At 63.7% G+C, this 19689-nt stretch carries 19 protein-coding genes; 4 read left to right on the top strand and 15 right to left on the bottom strand.

Translation table 11 applies throughout. The features are described from left to right. The first annotated feature begins 73 nt into the window (after window positions 1-73). Together CT676_RS10910 and CT676_RS10905 are read left to right on the top strand one after the other, a co-directional pair. Window positions 74-478: a hypothetical protein gene (locus CT676_RS10910; RefSeq protein WP_085404268.1), complete on the top strand. Its 405-nt coding sequence runs from the start codon at window positions 74-76 to the stop codon at window positions 476-478. A 114-nt stretch (window positions 479-592) separates the two neighbouring features. Next, on the top strand, window positions 593-925 hold the full coding sequence (locus tag CT676_RS10905) for a hypothetical protein (RefSeq protein ID WP_135214648.1): 333 nt from the start codon (window positions 593-595) through the stop codon (window positions 923-925). 59 nt (window positions 926-984) lie between these two features. On the opposite strand, the gene CT676_RS10900 is transcribed toward CT676_RS10905, so the two are convergent. Together CT676_RS10900 and CT676_RS10895 are read right to left on the bottom strand one after the other, a co-directional pair. Further along, window positions 985-1452, bottom strand: a complete 468-nt coding sequence (locus CT676_RS10900) for a DUF6691 family protein (protein WP_135214647.1) — start codon at window positions 1450-1452, stop codon at window positions 985-987. 5 nt (window positions 1453-1457) lie between these two features. Next, entirely contained in the window at window positions 1458-1886 is a 429-nt protein-coding gene (locus CT676_RS10895) for a YeeE/YedE family protein (RefSeq protein ID WP_135214646.1), read from the bottom strand. A 157-nt stretch (window positions 1887-2043) separates the two neighbouring features. Here CT676_RS10895 and CT676_RS10890 point away from each other — a divergent pair, with 157 nt between their 5' ends. Beyond that, complete coding sequence (locus CT676_RS10890) at window positions 2044-3213, top strand: GNAT family N-acetyltransferase (protein WP_135214645.1); 1170 nt, start codon at window positions 2044-2046, stop codon at window positions 3211-3213. A 7-nt stretch (window positions 3214-3220) separates the two neighbouring features. Here CT676_RS10890 and CT676_RS10885 read toward each other — a convergent pair whose 3' ends face one another. The 10 genes from CT676_RS10885 to deoC form a co-directional block, all read right to left on the bottom strand. Further along, on the bottom strand, window positions 3221-3886 hold the full coding sequence (locus CT676_RS10885; RefSeq protein ID WP_063982333.1) for a DsbA family oxidoreductase: 666 nt from the start codon (window positions 3884-3886) through the stop codon (window positions 3221-3223). 76 nt (window positions 3887-3962) lie between these two features. Beyond that, window positions 3963-4784 (bottom strand): helix-turn-helix transcriptional regulator, encoded by an 822-nt coding sequence (locus CT676_RS10880; protein WP_135214644.1) that lies wholly within the window; start codon window positions 4782-4784, stop codon window positions 3963-3965. A 260-nt stretch (window positions 4785-5044) separates the two neighbouring features. After that, the gene (ugpC, locus tag CT676_RS10875; protein WP_135214643.1) at window positions 5045-6136 is read right to left on the bottom strand and encodes a sn-glycerol-3-phosphate ABC transporter ATP-binding protein UgpC; all 1092 of its coding nucleotides are present in this window, start codon (window positions 6134-6136) and stop codon (window positions 5045-5047) included. 84 nt (window positions 6137-6220) lie between these two features. After that, window positions 6221-7660 carry an extracellular solute-binding protein gene (locus tag CT676_RS10870; protein ID WP_321576352.1) on the bottom strand — a complete coding sequence of 480 codons (1440 nt, stop codon included), beginning with the start codon at window positions 7658-7660 and terminating at the stop codon, window positions 6221-6223. 49 nt (window positions 7661-7709) lie between these two features. Next, window positions 7710-8747 carry a carbohydrate ABC transporter permease gene (locus CT676_RS10865; protein ID WP_135214641.1) on the bottom strand — a complete coding sequence of 346 codons (1038 nt, stop codon included), beginning with the start codon at window positions 8745-8747 and terminating at the stop codon, window positions 7710-7712. Then, window positions 8744-9619: a sugar ABC transporter permease gene (locus CT676_RS10860; RefSeq protein ID WP_135214640.1), complete on the bottom strand. Its 876-nt coding sequence runs from the start codon at window positions 9617-9619 to the stop codon at window positions 8744-8746. Before CT676_RS10860 ends, CT676_RS10865 begins: the two co-directional genes overlap by 4 nt. A gap of 7 nt (window positions 9620-9626) precedes the next feature. Next, entirely contained in the window at window positions 9627-10550 is a 924-nt protein-coding gene (gene rbsK, locus CT676_RS10855; RefSeq protein WP_135214639.1) for a ribokinase, read from the bottom strand. 5 nt (window positions 10551-10555) lie between these two features. Further along, complete coding sequence (locus CT676_RS10850; protein WP_014494077.1) at window positions 10556-11011, bottom strand: RbsD/FucU family protein; 456 nt, start codon at window positions 11009-11011, stop codon at window positions 10556-10558. A gap of 83 nt (window positions 11012-11094) precedes the next feature. Further along, window positions 11095-13485, bottom strand: coding sequence for an aldehyde dehydrogenase family protein (locus CT676_RS10845; RefSeq protein ID WP_135214638.1), 2391 nt, complete (start codon window positions 13483-13485; stop codon window positions 11095-11097). Between the two features lie 2 nt (window positions 13486-13487). Further along, window positions 13488-14405, bottom strand: a complete 918-nt coding sequence (deoC, locus tag CT676_RS10840) for a deoxyribose-phosphate aldolase (RefSeq protein ID WP_244623149.1) — start codon at window positions 14403-14405, stop codon at window positions 13488-13490. 340 nt (window positions 14406-14745) lie between these two features. Between deoC and CT676_RS10835 the strand changes: the two genes are divergently transcribed. Then, complete coding sequence (locus CT676_RS10835; protein ID WP_085404259.1) at window positions 14746-15540, top strand: DeoR/GlpR family DNA-binding transcription regulator; 795 nt, start codon at window positions 14746-14748, stop codon at window positions 15538-15540. A gap of 80 nt (window positions 15541-15620) precedes the next feature. Here the strand turns inward: CT676_RS10835 and CT676_RS10830 are convergent, their stop codons facing one another. The 3 genes from CT676_RS10830 to CT676_RS10820 all read right to left on the bottom strand — a co-directional run bounded on the left by CT676_RS10830 (window position 15621) and on the right by CT676_RS10820 (window position 19447). Then, window positions 15621-16772: a substrate-binding domain-containing protein gene (locus CT676_RS10830; protein ID WP_135214636.1), complete on the bottom strand. Its 1152-nt coding sequence runs from the start codon at window positions 16770-16772 to the stop codon at window positions 15621-15623. A 105-nt stretch (window positions 16773-16877) separates the two neighbouring features. Beyond that, window positions 16878-17870 (bottom strand): ABC transporter permease, encoded by a 993-nt coding sequence (locus CT676_RS10825; protein WP_028151194.1) that lies wholly within the window; start codon window positions 17868-17870, stop codon window positions 16878-16880. Further along, window positions 17867-19447, bottom strand: a complete 1581-nt coding sequence (locus CT676_RS10820) for a sugar ABC transporter ATP-binding protein (protein ID WP_135214635.1) — start codon at window positions 19445-19447, stop codon at window positions 17867-17869. The genes CT676_RS10825 and CT676_RS10820 overlap by 4 nt, the downstream gene beginning before the upstream one ends. Window positions 19448-19689: the final 242 nt, after the last annotated feature.

Raw genomic sequence — 19689 nt, 5'->3', positions numbered from 1 at the left:
CAAATCTTGATCGGCCGGGACTTTGCCGGATCGCATTCCTGCCTATCTGTTGGCCCGCAGGGGATCTTCACGGATGTTGCGGATTGTTGCTCATGCGGCGCTGCTGGCCAGCGCCCTCGCACTCGGTTCTTGCGGCTTCGCCGACAGCCGCGCGCCGGTGCCCGAGTTCATGCGCCTGAAGGAAGCCGAGCAGCCGCCCCCCGAAGCGCCCCCTGACGTCAAACGCGTGGTCCGCGAGCAGATCAACGTAGTCTTCCTCAACACGTCCTATCCGCGGGAGGTGCACGTCGCCCCGCCCCATCGGGAGGTGCGGGGACAGGGCTGGACCGCCTGCGTCAGCGCGCAGCTCACCTCCGCCACCGGCTCCACACTCGGCACCCAGATTTACATCGTGACGATCTCAGGCGGAAAAGTGGTCGATCGCCGTCGCGCGGAAGCCGACGACATCTGCGGGACGGAAACCTACGAGCCGATCTAGGAACAAATCACGCCGACACGCGCTCCGGTTCCGGGAAAAACCTGTAATTCGCCCCGGAACGATCACCGCCTCCCCTTCTTGTTACCCCCGAGGGCAGTTTCGGAGGAGGACACGATGAGGACATTCATGATCGCACTACTGGCTGGCGTCGGCGCCCTCGCTGCGGCGAGCGGCGCGAAGGCCGCCGATATCTTCTATACGACCAGCGAATACGCCAACCCTGAGCTCGTCCAGGAAGTCCGGCTTGTCTGCGATGACGCCGGCAATTGCTATCGCACCCGTGGCGGCTCGCGCGTGATCGTGCGCGACTCCTACAACGCCATGCCGCGCGATCGCTATTACGAGCGCCGCACGTATCGCGACTGGGACGATGGTCCGCGCGGTGGCGTCGGCATTCGAGCGCCCGGCGTCAGCGTGGGCGTCGGTGTCGGCGGGGACCGCTGGTAGTCACTGAAGCTGTCGCAGGGCAGGACCGGACGAGATCCACTCGCCCGGTCCTGTCCATGTCAGGTTTCGAGCGGATCGGCCGGCGCGACGAAGCGCGTTGACGACGGGAGCTGCGCGATGAAGCGGGCGAGCACCATGCCGGCAAACATCGCGGCGACGAAGATGAAAGCGGACGCCGAGCCGAATCCGAGCGCGGTGAGCGCAGGGCCCGGACAAAAGCCGGCGAGCCCCCATCCGATTCCGAAGATGGCAGGACCGGCGACAATTCTCGGATCGATGTCCTTTCGCGTCGGAAGGTAAAAGCGGTCAGCGAACAACGGTCGCGCGAGCTTCAAGACACGGCTGAATCCGATGAAGGTTACCGCGACCGCACCTGCCATCACGAAAGCGAGGCTCGCATCCCACGTTCCGGCGGGAATGCCGGCGACGTCCAAAAAGTTCAGCACCTTGGCCGGATTCGACATGCCGGAGACGATGAGCCCGATACCGAAGACGAGGCCGATCGCGAATTGAATGAGGATTGTCATCGTCGTCAGCCCCAGTGCCGCATCACGTAGACAGTGGCGATGCCCGCCGACATGAAGGTGATGGTCGCGACCAGCGATCGCAGCGACAGCCGCGACAGGCCACAGACGCCATGGCCGGACGTGCAGCCGCTGCCCCAGACCGCGCCGAAGCCCGTGAGCAATCCGGCGACGATCAGCACCGGCGTTCCCGCCGCGATCGATTGCGCCGGCAGGCTTCCGGAGACGATGCGCACCAGGATGGGCGCGGCGATGAGGCCGGCGACGAAAGCGAGCCGGCCGGCGAACTCGCGGTCCTCGTAAGGCGGAAACAGCCGCGCCGCGATGCCGCTGACACCGGCGATCCGTCCCGTCGCCCACATCAGGAGCACGGCGGACAGGCCGATCAACGCGCCACCAAGGAGCGACGCCATCGGCGTGAAAGGTGTGGCGATCATTGTGATCCTCCAGGTCGAGAGCTTCCATCATGGCACGCCGCGGCGGCCCGAATGCTCAATGAGACGTTAATATTACCATTCGAATTGAAGCGGCGTCCCAACGGAATTTTCCAATCTTTGCGCTAAGCATGACCTTCTGAACGGGGAACGACGGGACGTGGTCGATATCGCGCATCAGGCAGCGATCAATCCGGCATCGGCAAGGGCTGCCGCGGCAACGCGCGCGCTCGTCCCCCTCACGTCCATCGATCCCGGCCAATGGCGCGCGCTCGCCCAGCGCGTGATCGAGCCGAACGGCTATTACCTGCCGGGCTGGGAGCTCGCCGTGAGCGAGGCCGCACGCGGCCGCACGGACGCCTCGGCGCTGCCCGCATTCGACGGCGCGTCGGCGCGGCTGATCGGGCTGATGCCGGTGGTCTCGCTCTGGCGCGCCTGGAAGATCCCCCTGCCCGCGCTGGTGAGCGCGCATCCCTACGGCACCCTGTGCAGCCCGCTGATCGACCGCGACGCGCCGATCGAAGCGGCCACGCGCCTGTTGCAGCAGGCGCGCGAGGCCGGAGCACATGCGCTCGTGCTCAACGACGTTGCACTCGACGGCGCGGCGATGAGTTCGCTCAAGGACGTTCTCAATCGCGACGGCCTGAAGCCGCGTATCCTCTCCTCCTACACCCGCGCCAGCCTCGACGCGACGCAGGATGGTGAAACGCTGTTGCATGGCGCGCTCGGCGCCAAAAAACTCAAGGAGCTGCGTCGCCAGCGCCATCGCCTCGAAGAGCACGGGCCCGTCGCCTTCGCGGTCGCGCGCAAGCCCGACGAGATCGGGCCGGCGCTCGAAACATTCCTGCAACTCGAGGTCAGTGGCTGGAAAGGCAAGCGCGGCACCGCGCTGATCCAGCATGCGGGCGATGCGACTTTCGTTCGCCGCGCGGTTCCCGCGCTGGCAGAGACTGCGCAGTGCGAGGTCATCACGCTGCGCGCCGGCACGACGCCGGTGGCGGCCGGCATCGTGCTACGCCACCAGGACCGCGCCTTCTTCTTCAAGCTCGGTATCGACGAACGCTTTGCAAGATATTCGCCGGGCGTGCACCTCACGCTCGACCTTACCCGCCATCTCTGCGCCGATCCGGCCATCGCCAGCGCGGACTCCACGGCGAGCGCCGACCACCCCATGATCAACCCGATCTGGCGCGGACGCTTCGCCATCGGCGACGTGCTGATTCCGCTGCGGCGTCACGATCCGGTCGTCGCGCTCATTCACGCGGCGCTGGTTGGCCTCAACGTCGCGCACGAGGCCGCGCGACACGTGGTGCGTCTGCTCCGCAAATAAGCGAAAGCTACTCTGCCGCCTGCGCGTTGATCTCCGCCGAGACCTCGCGGATGGCGCGGGCGAGCAGGTTCGGATCCTGCGCGCCGGAGACGGCGTATTTCTGCGCGAACACGTAGGTCGGCACGCCGGAGATGCCCTTCTCGGCGGCCTCCTGCGCGTCGGCCGACACGCGCGCGACGTCCTCGTCGGTGGCGAGGCGCTTGCGCACGTCGTCGGCATCGAGGCCAACGTCGGCGGCCGCCTGCGCCAGCACGTTCACGTCAGTGAGGTCGCCGCCGTCGCGGAAATACAGCTCCATCAGCCGCTGCTTCATCTCGGGCGCCTTGCCGATCGCATCGGCCCAGAGGATCAAGCGATGGCAGTCAGTCGTGTTGGGCTGGCGCGCGACCAGCTCGGGCTTGTAGACGAGGCCCTCCTCGCCCGCGGCTGCGACCACGCGGCCGGCAATGCCCTTATAGGCTTCGACCGAGCCGAACTTCTGGGTGAGATAGGCCTCGCGGCTGATGCCCTCGCGCGGCACCCAGGGATTGAGGAAGAAGGGGCGGAAATTCAGCTTGACCGGGACGTCGGGCACGAGCGCCAGCGCGCTCTCGATCCGGTGCTTGCCGATATAGCACCAGGGACACACCACGTCGGAGACGACATCGATCTGGAGCGGTTTCAACGTGCTCATAGCGCCTCCTTCGGGCGATGCGGGTTTGACTCAACATAAGCCGAAGATAAGCCGAACCCGTCCCGAGGCAAGGGCGCTAGGTCATAGCTGCTGCCATCTGCTTGAGCCGCTCGGCGGTGCGCTCGTCGGCCGGGAAGAACGTCTCCAGCGCCAGCTCCGACAGCGTGATGTCCACAGGTGTGCCGAACACCATGGTGGTGGAGAAGAAACTTAGTATCTCTACGCCATGGCGCAGCTTGAAGGGAATCGCGACATTGTCGCTCGACAGCGGCCCCGAGCGCGCCGGGATGGGATAGCTCTTGAGGTCGTTATAGAGCTTGATCAACTCGGGATCGGCCGTTGCCTCGCATTGCCGGTGCAGCCGCTCCAGCAGGTGCCCGCACCACTCCGCAAGATTGACCGTGCGCGGCGCCAGCGCTTCAGGGTGAAACGCGAGCCGCAGCACGTTGAAGGGCTGGCCGAGCAGCCGCTGCGGGATGCCGTCGAGCAGCGGCGCCACCATGCGGTTGGCGGAAACCAGATTCCAGTGCCGGTCATAGGCCAGCGCCGGATTGGGCTCATGCGCCCTGAGAACGAGGTCGATCGCCTGGCGAGCTGATTTCAAGGCGGGATCCTCCAGCGGGCGCTGCGGAAACGCCGGCGCATAGCCGGCCGCGACCAGCAGCACGTTGCGTTCGCGCAAGGGTACCTCGAGACGTTCGGCTAGCCTGAGCACCATGTCGCGCGAGGGTGCAGCGCGGCCGGTCTCGACGAAGCTCAAATGCCGCGCGGAAATCTCGGCCTCGCCCGCCAGATCAAGCTGGCTCATGCGGCGGCGTTGCCGCCATTCGCGCAAATGATCGCCGATATGGACGGGCTGGCTGCGTTCGGCCTGTGCCGTGGATGCATGTGCGTTCATGCTCGAAAACCTAGCATGCGGATCTCAGCCCTTCCATTACCCGCGAGGTAATGAATATTGGCATGTAACCAGCTGAAATCGCTTAATCTCTTTTCGCGGACTCTGCTCGACACCAATACCGGACGAGCAAAGTTTGCGAAGAAGGGTGCAACGTCGCCCGCATCACGTGCGAGCTCGCCGCAGCGCAAGTGACCGCGATGAGGCATGCGCACGCTGGAAGTAAAGATTAGGGATTACCTGCACCGCCAGAGGACCGCCGACTATGAAACGGCCTTCCCGGAAACCTTGTCGAAAAGGTGCGTTCGCTCCAGATCGATGGCGACATCTATTGGGCGATCCGGCGCCGCAGAAACACCGACTTGCATCTGCGCCGTGAATGGAAATGCGCCCACGGTTCCAATCACGAGAGTATGCGGCCCGAGCGGCTCCACGTCTTTCACCATCATGCGGACGGAGGAGCCCGATGGCGCATCTTGCCGCAGCACGTGGTCGGGCCGCACGCCGAGCACAACCGGCTTGCCGATGCTCCCTGCATAGGCCGCCTCTCGGGATTTCGGCAATCTCAACGCCGTACCCGAGGGTTCGGTGAAGATCAGTGCACCATCGCGAGCGGCAATCTCCCCGTGGATGAAATTCATGCTGGGCGCGCCCATGAAGCCCGCGACGAAGAGATTGCTTGGTTTCTCATAGATCGTGATCGGATCAGCCGCCTGCTCGATGCGGCCGCGATTCATCACCACGACCCGATCGGCCATGGTCATCGCTTCGACCTGATCGTGTGTGACATAAACGATCGTCTTGGCGAGACGGCGATGCAATGCCTTGATCTCGGTCCGCATCTCGATGCGGAGTTTGGCGTCGAGGTTTGACAATGGCTCGTCGAACAGAAACACGTCCGGGCTGCGCACGATGGCACGGCCGATCGCCACGCGCTGACGCTGCCCACCGGAGAGCTGCTTGGGCCGACGGTCCACGTATTGCTCGAGGTCGAGAACCCGCGCCACGTCCTCGACGGCTTTCGCGATATTGGCGCGCGACTCGCCCCGCGCCTTCATGCCGTAGCCGATATTCTCACCAACAGTCATATGCGGATAGAGCGCATAGTTCTGGAACACCATCGCGCAATTACGCAAGCCTGGGCGCAGCTGCGTCACATCGCGATTACCGATACGAATGGTTCCGCTAGTGACCGTCTCCAGTCCCGCTATCATGCGCAACGTCGTGGTCTTGCCGCAGCCGGACGGTCCGACAAGCACGACAAACTCCTCGTCGGCCACACTCAGATTAAGCCCCTCGATGATCTTGTAGGGCCCATATGCCTTGCTGACGTTCTCGATCTCGACGTGCGCCATGGATTCCTTTTTCCGTCCCTATATCGACGGCCAACAAAGCCCGGATGATGCTCACGCATCATCCGGGGCAGTCTCCGCGGGAAGCTAGTTCTTCGGTGAGAGGCCCATCGCCGCGCGATAGGCGGCGAGCTGCTTCGCGCGGCCGAACTCGTCGGTCAGGCGATTCCATTCCTTCGCGACCGCGTCCAGCGCGGCCTGCGGCGTGGTCTGGCCGGCCAGCGCCTTGCCAAGCTCAATCTCCACAACCTCGGTGTAGGAGAAATAGCCGGGCAAACGCATGTCGAGCGCAACGTTCTTGCCGTTAATGGAGTCGGCCTGGGCGCCGAGATATTCCTTGGCTTCCGTCGGCGAGAAGATCTTGCTCCACAACTCCAAATTCGTGGTGTGCGACTTGCGGTATGGATTGACACCCGTGCCGCCGGTAATCGCGGCCTTGCCGGAGACTTCAGGGCTTGTCAGCGTCTTGACGAAATCCCATGCCGCCTGCTGGTTCTTGCCCACCTTTGGCACGGCAATCTGCCAGCCTCCGAACGCCATGAAGGGTGCCGGCAGCACTGCCGGAAACTTGTCCCACTTCTTGGTTTTGGCGTTCCATATCTCGTCAGAGCCGGGCAGCACCGCAGAGCCCACCTTGCCGGAAATCTTCGATTGCTTGGGGTCGGCGGCGATCACGCCGGTGTCGCCCCAACCGATCGACTCGGCGACCTGGCCGCCGGCCACGGCGGCATTGACCTCGCCGAACGAAAAGTTCAGCGCATTGGGCGGGCCAAGCTTGGAAGCGCGAATATATTCCTCCAATCCCTTCACCCAGCCCGGATTGTTGATCTGGGCATCCATCGTTTCGGGGTCGAAGAACATCGCGCCCGGATAGTTCGGGTTGTTGGTATAGGCCGCCGCGTGGCTGAAGAAGAACCAGAATTGCTGGCCACCGCGACGGAAGGCCTCCGCCGTACCCCAGAGTCCCTTGTCGGGGCGCTGAAAGAACTCCGCGATGTCGAGATATTGCTTCCAGGTCTTTGGTGGCGCCAGGTCGTAGCCGTACTTGGCCTTGAAGGCGTCCTTCTCCTTGGGGTCGCTGAACAGGTCGGTGCGATACGTGTAGGTGTGAACGTCGCCGTCCATCGATTGCGAATAGATCTTGCCTTCCCACACCATCAGGCGCTCACGGTAGGCCGGCTCGACATCGTCCCAATCCTTGCCGGACTGCATCTCTTTCGGCATCTCGCTGAGATAGGTGACGAAGTCGGGCAGCCAGGCCGGTGCAAAGCTGACCAGATCGAACGCCGCGTCCGATCCGGTAAGCGATGTAACGATCTTCGGGTAGAGCTCCGACCAGGGGAACTCGACCACATTGACCTTGCCGCAGGTCTTCTTGGTCCATTCGTCCGCGCCGAGCTTGAGCGCGGAGGCGATATACGGTCCGGTCTGCGACGCCACAGTCAGGGTGACGCCGGAGTAATCCGGGCTACAAGCAGCGTTCGCCTGGCTCGCGGTGCAAGCCATCGCGAGCGAGGTGGTCAGCATCAGAAACGTCCGTCGCAACATCGTCCAGTCCTCCCTACATAGGTTTTTGCTATTTGATTGCTCCGAGCAGCAGGCCCGACCGCATCATGCGGCTGAGCAGACCTGCCATGATCATCATCGGAATGATGGCGACGAGCGCCGCGGCCGAGATCGCCCACCATTCGTCGCCGCGCTGGCTGTTCTGTCCCGCCACCAGGATCGGCAGCGTCTGCCATCTGGAATTGGTCAGGAACAGCGCGAACAGGAACTCGTTCCAGACGAAGGCGAGCGTGATCATGAAAGTCGCCAGCAGTCCGTTCATCGACATTGGCACCACGATGCCGAGGAAGATGCGCCAACTTGGCACGTTGTCGACCATCGCGGCTTCTTCGACCTCGATCGGAATGGCCTCGAAAAAGTCGCGCATCAGCCAGACCACGATCGGCAGCGAGAACGCGACGTAGCACAGCGTCAGGCCGACATAGCTGTCGATGAGTTGGAAGCCGAGCCGGCCGATTTCGCTGTAGAGGAGATACAGCGCGAAAGCCGTGACGATCGGCGGAAACATGCGCTGGCTGACGAACCAGAACAGGATGTCTTCATTGCCGAGGATCGGCCCCGGCAGCGGCAGGCGGTTGGACAGGATTGAAGCGACAAGCGCGATCGGGAACGCCAGCAGCAGCGCCTGGGCGCGGGTGAAGCCGAGCGAATTGTTGAACAGCAGATAGCCGCCGAGCGCGAGCAGGAAGAAGATCAGACCGGCGCCGAAGCGCACCCTGAATTCGAACCGCACCAGCGCGTAGGCCGCCATTGCGCCGACGGCAGTCGCGATCGCTGCCGCCGACAAGCCAACGATTGTCGAGTTCAAAAAGGTCCGGAAGAACTCGCCACGGATACCCTGATAGAGATCAATGAAGGGCTGCAGGGTCGGCGTGAAATCGACGAACGGAATATAGGTCGGGCCGCCGACCACGCCCGGCGGGGTCTTGAACGCCGTCACGACCACCCAATAGAGCGGAAACGCCGTGATCAGGCACCATGCGAAGACACCGGCCGCGACCAGGCGGCGGCTCCAGCGCGACAGTCCGGTAAGGCCCTGCCCGCTCATCGGCGCTTCTCCAGATGCGGCCGCAGCAGCGCCAGATAAGTGACGCCAATGATCGTGATGGCGATCAGGAACAGGAAGCTGAGCGCCGACGTGTAGCCGAGATTGAACTTCTTGAAACCCTCCTGATAGGCGAACAAGGTCAGGGTCTCGGTGTCCACACCCGGTCCGCCGCCCGTCATCACGAATACGGTGTCCATGATCTTGTAGCTCTCGATCAGGCGGATGAAGACGACCGCGGCGGAGATCGGCAGCATCATCGGAAAGGTGATGCCCCAGAACTGTTGCCAGGCGCTGGCGTTCTCGAGCTCGGCCGCCTCGTAGACATCTTCGGGGAGCGTTTGCAGGCCAGCCAGCATCATCAGGATGATGAACGGGGTCCACTGCCAGATCTCAACAGCGATGATGCAGGCGAGCGCCCAATGACCGTTGGTGAGGAACGGCAGGTTCGCCATGCCGAACATGGAAAGGAACTGGTTGAGCGGCCCCATGGTCGGATTGAAGATCATGCGAGCAACAAGCGCGACGGCAACCGGCGCCAGAAGCATGGGCAGCAGCAAGGCCACGCGAAATAGCCGTTCGCCCGGAACGCGCGCGTTCAGCGCGAGCGCAACGCCAAACCCGATCACGTATTGCAACCCGACGGCAATGAGCGCGATCAGCGTCGTCGTGAAGATCGCATTCCAGAAGCGCGGCTCTTGCAGGAGCGTAGCATAATTGCCGAACCACACGACCCGCGGCGGGATCGGCGGAATCAGGCGATAGCTGAGGAAGCTCGTGGTCAACGAATAGATCAGCGGAAAGATCGAGATCGCCAGCACGACGAGCACCGCCGGCCAGATGAAGACATGCTTGATCGGATCGTTCCGCATCATGAGCAGATCATTTCTTCAACAGGGCTTCAATCTCAGCGCGCCGCGGCATGGCAGGCGCAGTCCCCGCGCGCGTCACGGAAATCCCCGCCGTGGCGGAACCGAAGCGCGCCGCTTCCAGGGGATCGGCGCCGCCCGCAAGCGCTGCAGCGAAGCCGCCGACGAATGCATCGCCCGCGCCCGCGGTTTCGACCACCTTGCCGGCGGCGAACGGGGGCACGTGTAGCGAGCGATCTCGCCCGTGAAACAGCGCCCCGCGTTCGCCGAGCGTGATCAGCGCGGTGCCCGCTCCCTTGGCCACCAACGCTTCGCCGGCGCGGCGGGCGCCGGCAAGATCGCTCACCGCGATCCCCGTCAGCGCTTCCGCCTCGGTCTCATTGGGAACGACGTAGTCGCACAAGGCAAACAGGCCATCGTCGAATTTGACCGCAGGTGCCGGGTTGAACACGGTGATGCTGCCCGCAGCGCGCGCGATCTCGAGCCCGCGCTGCGCGGCCGCGACCGGTTGCTCGAGCTGGGTCACGAAGACGCGGCTGGTGCGGATCGCATCCGCCGCCGCATCGACGTCGGTGGGGCTGAGACCGTCGGCCGCTCCGCTCACCACGATGATGGCGTTGTCGCCGCGTGTCTCGTGGACATAGATGAAGGCCGCGCCGGTCGGCGCCTCCGCAGTCCTGGCGACGCGCGGTCGAATGCCCTCGGTTTCCCACGTCTTGATGGCAAGATCACCGAAAGCGTCGCGGCCGATCCGGGAGATGAAGGTCACATCTGCGCCTGCGCGCGCAGCGGCCACGGCCTGGTTCGACCCCTTGCCGCCTGGTCCCATGGCAAATCCCGAGCCGGCGACCGTTTCACCGATCGCGGGCATGTTGCCGGCCCGGAAGGCCAGATCGACGACGAAGATGCCGAGCACTGCGACGCCAGTCTTGCTCATGGTCGTCACTCTCCGTCCGGCGCGATGACGCCCTTGGAAAACAGGAAGCAGCCGTAGAAGCGCCGCTCTCCCGTGGCGATCACGCAGTAGGCCGTCTTGGCCTTTTCATAGAAGGCATGGCGCTCGACCCCGACCAGCGGCCAGGAGCGTCCCTCGGCGCGGTCGATCGCGGCCTGCACCTCGCGCTGCACCGGCGGCACCTCCTGGGGCTGGCCAACAATCTCCATGCGGATTGCGGCATCGTCGACGAACGTATCGAGCGGCAGCACCGAGAGGATGGCTTCGATCGCCTTTGCCGTACTGACGTTGTCGATGCGAAGCAGCTCGCCGAACACGGTCTGGCGCGCGATGGAGTCGGCAGGAAAATTGGTGTCGCACACCACGAGGCGGTCCCCGTGCCCCATTGCGCGCAAGGCATAAAGCACGTCGGCATTGAGCAGTGGATTGATGCCCTTGAGCATGTTGCGTCCCTCCCTTGTCTTCAAAAAATCGCCCGAACTCTGATGGTCCGGATGCCAACCTGTATCACCGCAAGGTGACGTCTTTAGTCCCCATAGGGAATCCAGATGTTCTTCACCTGCACCGCGTGGCGGAGCAGGATCGGACCTTCGCTCGCCACCCGGTCGTACCAATCGAGCGCCAGCCCGTGGTCGACCAGCGTGCGCTTGAGGTTGCCGATCGACAGCCGCTCCGCAGCCGTCGAGGCCTCCTGCGAGCCGAACACCCAGAGCGCATCGACGTCGTCATGCTCGGCAAGGACCTTTGCGAGCGCATCGCGCTCGCCGGTGACGATATTGACGACGCCTGCCGGCACATCCGACGTCTCCAGCACCTGATAAAAATCGGTCGCTGCAAGCGGATGCCGCTCGCTTGGGACGGCGACGACGCGGTTGCCCATCGCAATCAACGGTGCCACCAGGCTGATGAAGCCCAGCAACGGGGCCTCGTCCGGACAGGCCACCCCGACCACGCCGATCGGCTCGTGCATGGCAAGCGCCACGCCGCGCAACGGCGGTGCATGGATCGTCCCCTCGTATTTGTCGGCCCAGGCCCCATAGCTGAACAGCCGTTCGATACTCGCCTCGACCTCCGCGCGCGCCTTGGCGGGCGAAACGCCGGTCATATCACCGACGCGCCGGGCGAACTCGTCGCCACGCGCGGACAGATTCTCGGCAAGGTAGTAGAGGATTTGGGCGCGATTATGCGTCGTCGCCCGCGCCCACCCCTCGGCCGAGCGCGCGGCGGCCACCGCGTTACGGATATCCTTGCGATTGCCCTCGCCGGCTTCGCCGAGGTGCTTCCCCTTCGGCGACAGCACCGCGCGCGAATAATTTCCGTCGGGACGAACCTGCTTGCCGCCGACGAACAGCTTGGCGGTTCGGTCGATCGACGGCGTGCCAAATCCGGCGCCGTCGTTAGAAGCCGCCGGGGATGGCGGCGGCACCTTCGCCCGCGCCTTCCGCCCGCTCCAGGCTTTCGGCTTGAGATATTCGTAGAGACCTTCCCGGCCGCCCTCGCGACCGAAGCCGGACTCGCGATAGCCGCCGAAGCCGACGCAGGCATCGAACAAATTGGTCGCATTGACCCAGACCACGCCGGCCTGAAGCTTCGGCGCGATATCGAGCGCCAGCCCGATGGTCTCGCTCCACACGCTGGCGGCAAGGCCATAGCGCGTGTTGTTGGCGAGCATCACCGCCTCGTCCGGCGTGCGGAACGTCATCGCGACCAGCACCGGGCCAAAGATCTCCTCGATCGCCACGGTCGATGACGGATGTACGTTCCAAAGCAAGGTCGGGGGATAGAAGCATCCCTCAGCGGGGATCGGCCCCGGCGCCTGATACTTCTCGGCGCCCTCCTTGACGCCGGTTTCGACCAGCGCCTTGATCCGCTCGAGCTGCACCAGTGCGACCACCGCGCCCATGTCGATCGCCTTGTCGAGCGGCGGACCCACGCGCAGCGTCTCCATGCGGCGGATGAGGCGCTTGCGGAATGTCTCTGCGATCCCTTCCTGCAGCAGAAGCCGCGATCCGGCACAACAGACCTGGCCCTGGTTGAACCAGATCGCATCGACCACGCCTTCCACGGCGCCATCGATATCGGCGTCGTCGAACACGATGAACGGCGACTTGCCGCCGAGCTCGAGCGTCAGCGACTTCCCGCTGCCTGCGGTCGACTGACGGATCAACCGCCCGACCTCGGTCGACCCCGTGAAGGCGATCTTGTCGACACCGGGATTTTCGACCAGCAACGCGCCGGTGGCGCCATCACCCGTCACCACATTCAACACGCCGGGCGGCAGGCCGGCTTCCGCCGCGAGCTCGGCGAACAGCAGCGCGGTGAGTGACGTGAACTCTGCCGGTTTCAGCACCACGGTGTTGCCGGTCGCCAGCGCGGGCGCGATCTTCCAGGCCAGCATCAGCAGCGGAAAGTTCCAGGGGATGATCTGGCCGATCACACCGACCGGGACATGGTCGGCGAATTCGCGGTCCTGCAATTGTGCCCAGCCGGCGTGATACAGGAAGTGGCGCGCGGCGAGCGGCACGTCGAGATCGCGGGTTTCCCTGATCGGTTTGCCATTGTCAATCGCTTCCAATACCGAGAACAGACGAGCATGACGTTGCAGCATGCGCGCCAGCGCATAGAGATGACGGGCACGACCGTGACCACCGAGCTTTGCCCATGACGACTGCGCCGATCGCGCGGCGCCGACTGCAGCCTCGACATCCGCTGCGATGCCTTGCGCGATCTTGGCCAGCGTCTTTCCGGTGGCTGGCTCGATCGTCGTCAGATGCTTGCCCGAAGCCGGCGCGACGAATTTACCGGCAATAAAATGCCCAAACGTCGCGTCGTGCCGCTTCAGCCAGGCGCGCGCCTCGCCGTCCGCCTCGGGAGCGGGACCATAATCCATGGTCTCAAAGTAATGTGCGATACTCATGCTCAGCCCACGGGATGACGGTTGAAGGCCGAGTAGCGGCCGGTGACGTGATGCTCGAGCTGGCGCTCGATGTCGGCGAGCAGGCTCGAGGCGCCGACGCGGAACAGATCCGGCTCGAGCCAATCGCGTCCCAACTCCTCCTTCATCAGGAACTGGTAGTTGAGCACATCCTTCGCCGTCGAGATTCCGCCGGCCGGCTTGAAGCCGATCTTGAAGCCGGTCCGCTCCTCATAGACCCTGATCATGCGCAGCATCGCCAGCGTCACCGGCAGCGTGGCATTGACGCCTTCCTTGCCGGTGGAGGTCTTGATGAAATCCGCGCCGGCCATCATGCAGACCATCGACGCCTTGGCGACGTTGCGCAGCGTTTTGAGGTCGCCGGTTGCGAGGATCGTCTTCAGATGCGCATCGCCGCAGGCTGCGCGGAAATCCCGGACCTCGGCGTAGAGAGCGCGCCAATCTCCGGTCAGCACATGCTCACGCGTGATGACGATGTCGATCTCCTGCGCACCGTCCCTGACGGACGCCTCGATCTCCTTGAGTTTTAGATCGTGAGGCACGAGGCCTGCCGGAAATCCAGTCGAAACCGCAGCGACCGGAATGTCATACCCATCGAGCGCTTCGACCGCGGTTGCGACGAAGCGGTGATAGACGCAGATCGCGCCCGTGTGCAGCCGGCGCCCGGCAAAACCGAGTGCCTCGAGGAGGTCACTTCGTATCGGAGCCCTCGCCTTGGCACAGAGGCGCTTCACCCGTTCGGCCGTATCGTCGCCGTTGAGTGTCGTCAGGTCGATGCAGGTGATCGCCTTGAGCAACCACCCCGCCTGCGCGTCCTTCTTGACGGTGCGCCGGCCCGGCAGGCTCGCAACGCGGCGCTCGGCGGCGGACAAATTGATCCGGATATCATCGACCCAGTCCATCTCGAGCGCGCGGCCGCTGTTGCGCGCGATCGGATGCGGATGATTGTGATCCCGCGCATGGGGCTGCGCCGGCACCGCGGATGGATTTGATATCAAGACGCCCTGCGCCATCGGTACGCCGCGCAATGCTAGCGAATCGGCTGAAACGGCAGATAGACTGAATGTGCCGATTGCAACATGCGATCCTCCCATCCCTTGGCCGCCGGCGCTTCTGCTGCGTCCCGTCGCCGACAGCGAAACACCCTTTGGGCCAAATGTTATTATTGTAACAGATTGACGTTGCTAAACTCACATCATTGTAAGATCATTGTCAACCGGATAAGCAAGCTCGGTGACTAAAATGACTGAAACACCGACCGCACGCCCCAGCGAGACCCGCGTCCAACGGCTGCAACGGCTGCGACGCGCCGTCGAGACGAGCGGCGCACTGCATCTGAAGGACGCCGCAGAGCTGCTGAAGGTGTCGGAGATGACCGTCAGGCGCGACCTTGCCGGGCCCGAGGCGGCGCTCGCCCTGCTCGGCGGCTACGTCGTCAACGCGGCGTCGCCGACCGGGATCAAGTACACATTCGAACAGGAAATCGACCAGCACACACAGGACAAGCGCCTCGCCTGCCGATCCGCAGCCGCCTCGATCAAGGAAGGTGACACCATCTTCATCGACTGCGGCACCACGATGCAGTCGCTGGCGGATTGCCTGCCCGAGGACATGCCTCTCTCGGTGATCTGCTATTCGCTGAATGTCGCCTCGATCGTCACCCACCGGCCAGCGACGCAGGTGATGTTGATGGGCGGGCTCTACCATCCGTCGTCGCAGTCGTTCTCCTCGGATGACGGCCTGTCCTACCTGCGGCGGCTCGGGGTCAACAAGGCTTTCATCTCGGCCGGCGGCCTGCACTGGACCCGCGGCGCCAGCTGCTCGAATTTTCACGAAGTCGCCATCAAGCAGGCCGTCATCGCTACCGCGATGGAGAGCATCCTCGTGGTCGACGCCAGCAAGCTCGGCAGCCTCAAGCCGGCGTTCTTCTCCGACGTCAGCTCATTCTCGCGGATCATCGTCGGTGGCTCCGTGTCGGCAGACACGCGCAAGCACTTCCGCAGCCTTCCCGTCGAATACGTCACCAGCACGGCCTGATCCGGACGGGGGCTGGTTCGCCCGGATCAGGCTTACTGAGCGATGCGCGGTCTCGGTGGATCGCACATCGCTATTTCAGGCTAGTTGCAGGCGGGCTTCGCCTTGTTGCAGGCATCCGTCAGCTCGGCCGGCGGGTCCTTCTTGAATACGGTCTTGTAGGACTCCAGCACATTCGACTGCGTGACCGGCAGCGACTGCACACCGACCCAGCCGGGCGTTTCCTTACCCAGCAGCGCGTTCATCATCGCCATCGCCTCGGCGACGCCCTGGTCGTAGGGACGCTGCGAGCCGGTCGCCTTCAGCGGCCCGCCCTTGGCAATCTCGATCGCCGATTGCAGACCGAGGTCGACCGTCGTCATGGGAATATCGATGCCCTGAGCCCGCATCGAGCTCAGCGTGTCGAGCGCCGGTTGATCCCACACCGCGTACAGTCCCTTGACGTCGGGATTGCCGGTCAGGAAGTCGCCCGCGATCTGCGAGACCTTCGGCGGATCGGTGAAGTCAACCTGCTTCATCTTGATGTCGGGCCGGTTTGCTTTCATCCACTCCCGCACGCCCTTGGTGCGCTCGTTGGTGCTGAAATAGTCGACGCCGAAATTGACGAGACCGATGGTGCCGCCCTGCGCCACGCAGGATGCCAGGATCTGTGCCGCGATCTGGCCATTGCCCTGGCTATCGGCCGAGACCATCGTCGCATATTCCTCGGGATGCTTCAGACCAGTCGGGATGCTGTCCATCAGCACGAGCTTGATGCCGGCTTTGGCGATCTTCTTGTAGGTCGGCGCGGTCGCGGTGAAATCGACCGGAATCGAAATGATGCCGTCCGGATGCTGCTGGATCGTGTTCTCGATATCGGCGATCTGCTTGTCCACCTGATATTCGGCGGACGCGACGCCCGTCACCGTCACGCCGTACTTCTTCAGCGTATCGGTGATGCCCTGGATCTGGAGCTGCGACCAGTCGAGGTTGACCGTCTGCATGGAGATGCCGACCTTGAAGTTCTTCTCCTTGATCTTGGCGGCGTCGGCTTCCGACAGCGCGAGCACCTCGGGGGAAGCCGCCTTTTCGCCGTGGGGTCCCTGGCCGACGATCGACTTCGGCCCGAGCTTCGCGAGATCGACACCCTTGACGCAGGTCGCGGGCACTTCGGCGCGAGCCGACGGGATCATCGAGAGGGCGGCAGCGGCCACCAACGCAGTCAAAGGCAAGGTTTGTAGCAAGATTGGCTTCATTGTTTCCTCCATTTTTTGGTCGCCGATTCACCGGAGGGCCAGCGACCTTGCCCCTACCCGCGCAGCGCAATGAACTTGTTGTTCATGCGCCGCGCCTGACGTCGACTAGCGTTTCGTGAAAGCAACCGCGGCAACGATGATCGCCCCCTTGATCACGAGCTGCATCGGCGAGCTCACGCCGAGCAGAACAAGGCCATTGTTGAGCGTGCCAATGATCAAGCTGCCGAACAGCGTCCCCAGGATGTAGCCGCGCCCGCCGAACAGGCTGCAGCCACCGAGGATCACCGCGGCGATGACGTCGAGTTCCATGCCCTGCACGACATCTGGCCGCGCAGCATGTGAACGCGCCGACAGCACCAGCGCCGCCAATCCGGCCAGCGTGCCGGTCAGGACAAAGGCCGCAGTCGTGATCCGTTTGGTGTTGATGCCGGAATAGAGCGCCGCGGTCGGGTTGCCGCCGACCGCATAGATGCGCCGGCCGAACACATTGTAGTGCAGCAGCAGGATGCCAATAATCATCGCCGCCAAAGTCCAGGCGATCGGAACCGGTATGCCGAGGAACGTGCCTTCGCCAAAGATCGCGAAATAGGTCTCGTTGGTGATGATCACCGGCTTGGTGTTGGTTACCATCATCGCCAGTCCCCGCGCCATGCTCAGCGAGCCCAGCGTCACCAGGAACGACGGGATCGATAGCTGCGTGGTCAGGATGCCATTGAGCAGCCCGACCAGCGCGCCGGTGCCGAGCCCGGCCACGGCACCCACGATCCAGCTGTTGTTGATCTGGCTCATCGCGAGAGCAGCCGCCATGCCTGACAGCGCCAATGTCGAGGCAACCGACAGATCGATCTGACGCGCGATGATGATGAAGGTCATGCCGACTGCGATGATCGACACCAGCGTGGTCTGGCGCCCGATGTTCAGGAAATTGTCGACCGAGAGAAACCAGGGCGAAGACAGGCTGAACACGACCAGCAGGATCACGAAGGCGATGTACAGCATGTACGGCCGCTCGCCCCGCAGCAAATTCTGGAGAATCTTGCGGCGGCGATCAGATCGGGTCGACGAGGCGACCACGTTGGGAGCAGTCAGTTCGGTCATGCGGGAAGCTCTTGCAAGTGGCCCGGCCCGGAGGCCTGGTACATCTGGAGGAGATGATGCAGCTCTTCGGCATCATCGATCTCGCCACGCGACAGCGTACGAGCCACACGCCCGTTGACGATCACGGAGATGCGGTCGCAGAGCTCGATCAATTCGACGAGATCGGACGAGACGACCAGGACCCCGCTGCCGTCGCGGACGGCATTCCGGATCACGGCATAGATTTCCTCGCGTGCGCCCACGTCGACGCCGACCGTCGGTTCATCCAGGAGCAGCACGCGCGGCCGCGGATCATTCCATTTTCCGAACACGACCTTTTGCTGGTTGCCGCCGGAGAGCGTCCTGACCAGGCTGAACGCGCCCGGCGCTTTCACCGAAAGCCTGGCGACCGCGGTTTCCGCACGCCTGGCGGCGGCGCGTTGCTGCATCCAGCCCCAGCGCGAGAAATGGGGAATTCGCGGCAAGGTGACGTTTCGCTCGATCGAATGGTCCAGGACCAGACCCTGCACATGCCGGTCTTCCGGCACCAGCGCAATGCCCTGCTCGATCGCATCGGCAGGCCCTCTCGGCAGCCATCGCCGGCCCTCGATCTCGATTGCGCCGCTCTCGAGCGGCCGGAGGCCAAACACGGTCTCCAAAATCTCCGTGCGGCCGCTGCCGACCAATCCGGCGAGGCCGTGGATCTCGCCCTTCAGCACGGACAGATCGACGGCGCGAAGCCGGTCGTTGGATACGTCGGACAGCGACAGAACCGGCGACGGATCCAATTCACGCTTCGCGACAGGTTCGGTGCGCGGGCCCGTGGGTGCCGATCGATCGGTTCCGACGATCGCGTTCACCAGCCGCTTCATGTCGGTCTCGGCGGTGACAAACGTGCCTGCGTTAGCGCCATCGCGCAGCACCGTGACGCGCTGCGAGATCTCGAACACCTCATTGAGCCGATGGGTCACATAGATCACGCCGACTCCGCGGCGCGTCGCCTTCCCGATCGCATCGAACAGGATCCGGACCTCATCCGATGTCAGCGAGGAGGTCGGCTCGTCGAGGATCAGAAGCCGGACCTCGCCCATCAGCGCCTTGGCGATCTCCGTCATCTGGCGATAGGCGAAAGGCAGCGAGCCGACAGCCGCACTCGCATCCAGGGGAATGCCGAGCGCGTTCAGGAACGCCTCGGCCCTGGCCATCAGCGCGCGCTGCCGGACGAAGCCGAAACGCGCACGCGGCTCACGGCCGAGCAACAGATTGTCGGCAACGCTCAAGGATTCGACGAGGCTGAGATCCTGATAAACGACAGCGATCCCCGCCTCGCGCGACTTCGCCGGGCTGTCGAATTCCACCGGCCTGCCGGCGATCTCGATCGTGCCGCTGTCGAGGGCATGAACACCACTGAGAATCTTGATCAGGGTAGATTTTCCCGCGCCGTTCTCGCCCAGTAGCGCATGGACCTCGCCGGCGCGAACCTCGAGGTTGACGTCACGCAGCGCTCGCACGCCGCCGAAGCGCTTGTTGATGCCACTGACCATCACAAGCGAGGTCGACGACCGAGGTTCTGCTGCAACCGAACCGGACAGTTCCAAACTTTCCTCCCGTCGCCCCGCTAGACGCTGGTACGATGGTGACATATTGTTATTTTTGCAACTTATCCTGTTATAATTCTATCATCTCCGCCGACCTGTCAATGGCGGATCGCGTCGCGGGGCCGGATCTAACCCTGGCCCTATCTCGATTTGTGCGGTTGCGAACGTCAGTACAGACAGCCGGCCATGCCAGCGCGGATCTGTTCAACATCAGGAACGGACCAAGGCTTCACGACGCGCTC

The organism is Bradyrhizobium sp. MOS001, from assembly GCF_004634465.1.
GTDB lineage: Bacteria > Pseudomonadota > Alphaproteobacteria > Rhizobiales > Xanthobacteraceae > Bradyrhizobium > Bradyrhizobium barranii.
This window is presented reverse-complemented; position numbering and strand designations above follow the sequence as displayed.

Bases quoted from the DNA above. Each gene is read 5' to 3' on its own strand.
- CT676_RS10910 (WP_085404268.1), top strand. From the start codon at position 74: ATGTTGCGGATTGTTGCTCATGCGGCGCTGCTGGCCAGCGCCCTCGCA.
- CT676_RS10905 (WP_135214648.1), top strand. From the start codon at position 593: ATGAGGACATTCATGATCGCACTACTGGCTGGCGTCGGCGCCCTCGCT.
- CT676_RS10900 (WP_135214647.1), bottom strand. From the start codon at position 1,452: ATGACAATCCTCATTCAATTCGCGATCGGCCTCGTCTTCGGTATCGGG.
- CT676_RS10895 (WP_135214646.1), bottom strand. From the start codon at position 1,886: ATGATCGCCACACCTTTCACGCCGATGGCGTCGCTCCTTGGTGGCGCG.
- CT676_RS10885 (WP_063982333.1), bottom strand. From the start codon at position 3,886: ATGAGCACGTTGAAACCGCTCCAGATCGATGTCGTCTCCGACGTGGTG.
- CT676_RS10880 (WP_135214644.1), bottom strand. From the start codon at position 4,784: ATGAACGCACATGCATCCACGGCACAGGCCGAACGCAGCCAGCCCGTC.
- ugpC (WP_135214643.1), bottom strand. From the start codon at position 6,136: ATGGCGCACGTCGAGATCGAGAACGTCAGCAAGGCATATGGGCCCTAC.
- CT676_RS10870 (WP_321576352.1), bottom strand. From the start codon at position 7,660: ATGCTGACCACCTCGCTCGCGATGGCTTGCACCGCGAGCCAGGCGAAC.
- CT676_RS10865 (WP_135214641.1), bottom strand. From the start codon at position 8,747: ATGAGCGGGCAGGGCCTTACCGGACTGTCGCGCTGGAGCCGCCGCCTG.
- CT676_RS10860 (WP_135214640.1), bottom strand. From the start codon at position 9,619: ATGATGCGGAACGATCCGATCAAGCATGTCTTCATCTGGCCGGCGGTG.
- rbsK (WP_135214639.1), bottom strand. From the start codon at position 10,550: ATGAGCAAGACTGGCGTCGCAGTGCTCGGCATCTTCGTCGTCGATCTG.
- CT676_RS10850 (WP_014494077.1), bottom strand. From the start codon at position 11,011: ATGCTCAAGGGCATCAATCCACTGCTCAATGCCGACGTGCTTTATGCC.
- CT676_RS10845 (WP_135214638.1), bottom strand. From the start codon at position 13,485: ATGAGTATCGCACATTACTTTGAGACCATGGATTATGGTCCCGCTCCC.
- deoC (WP_244623149.1), bottom strand. From the start codon at position 14,405: ATGGACTGGGTCGATGATATCCGGATCAATTTGTCCGCCGCCGAGCGC.
- CT676_RS10835 (WP_085404259.1), top strand. From the start codon at position 14,746: ATGACTGAAACACCGACCGCACGCCCCAGCGAGACCCGCGTCCAACGG.
- CT676_RS10830 (WP_135214636.1), bottom strand. From the start codon at position 16,772: ATGAAGCCAATCTTGCTACAAACCTTGCCTTTGACTGCGTTGGTGGCC.
- CT676_RS10825 (WP_028151194.1), bottom strand. From the start codon at position 17,870: ATGACCGAACTGACTGCTCCCAACGTGGTCGCCTCGTCGACCCGATCT.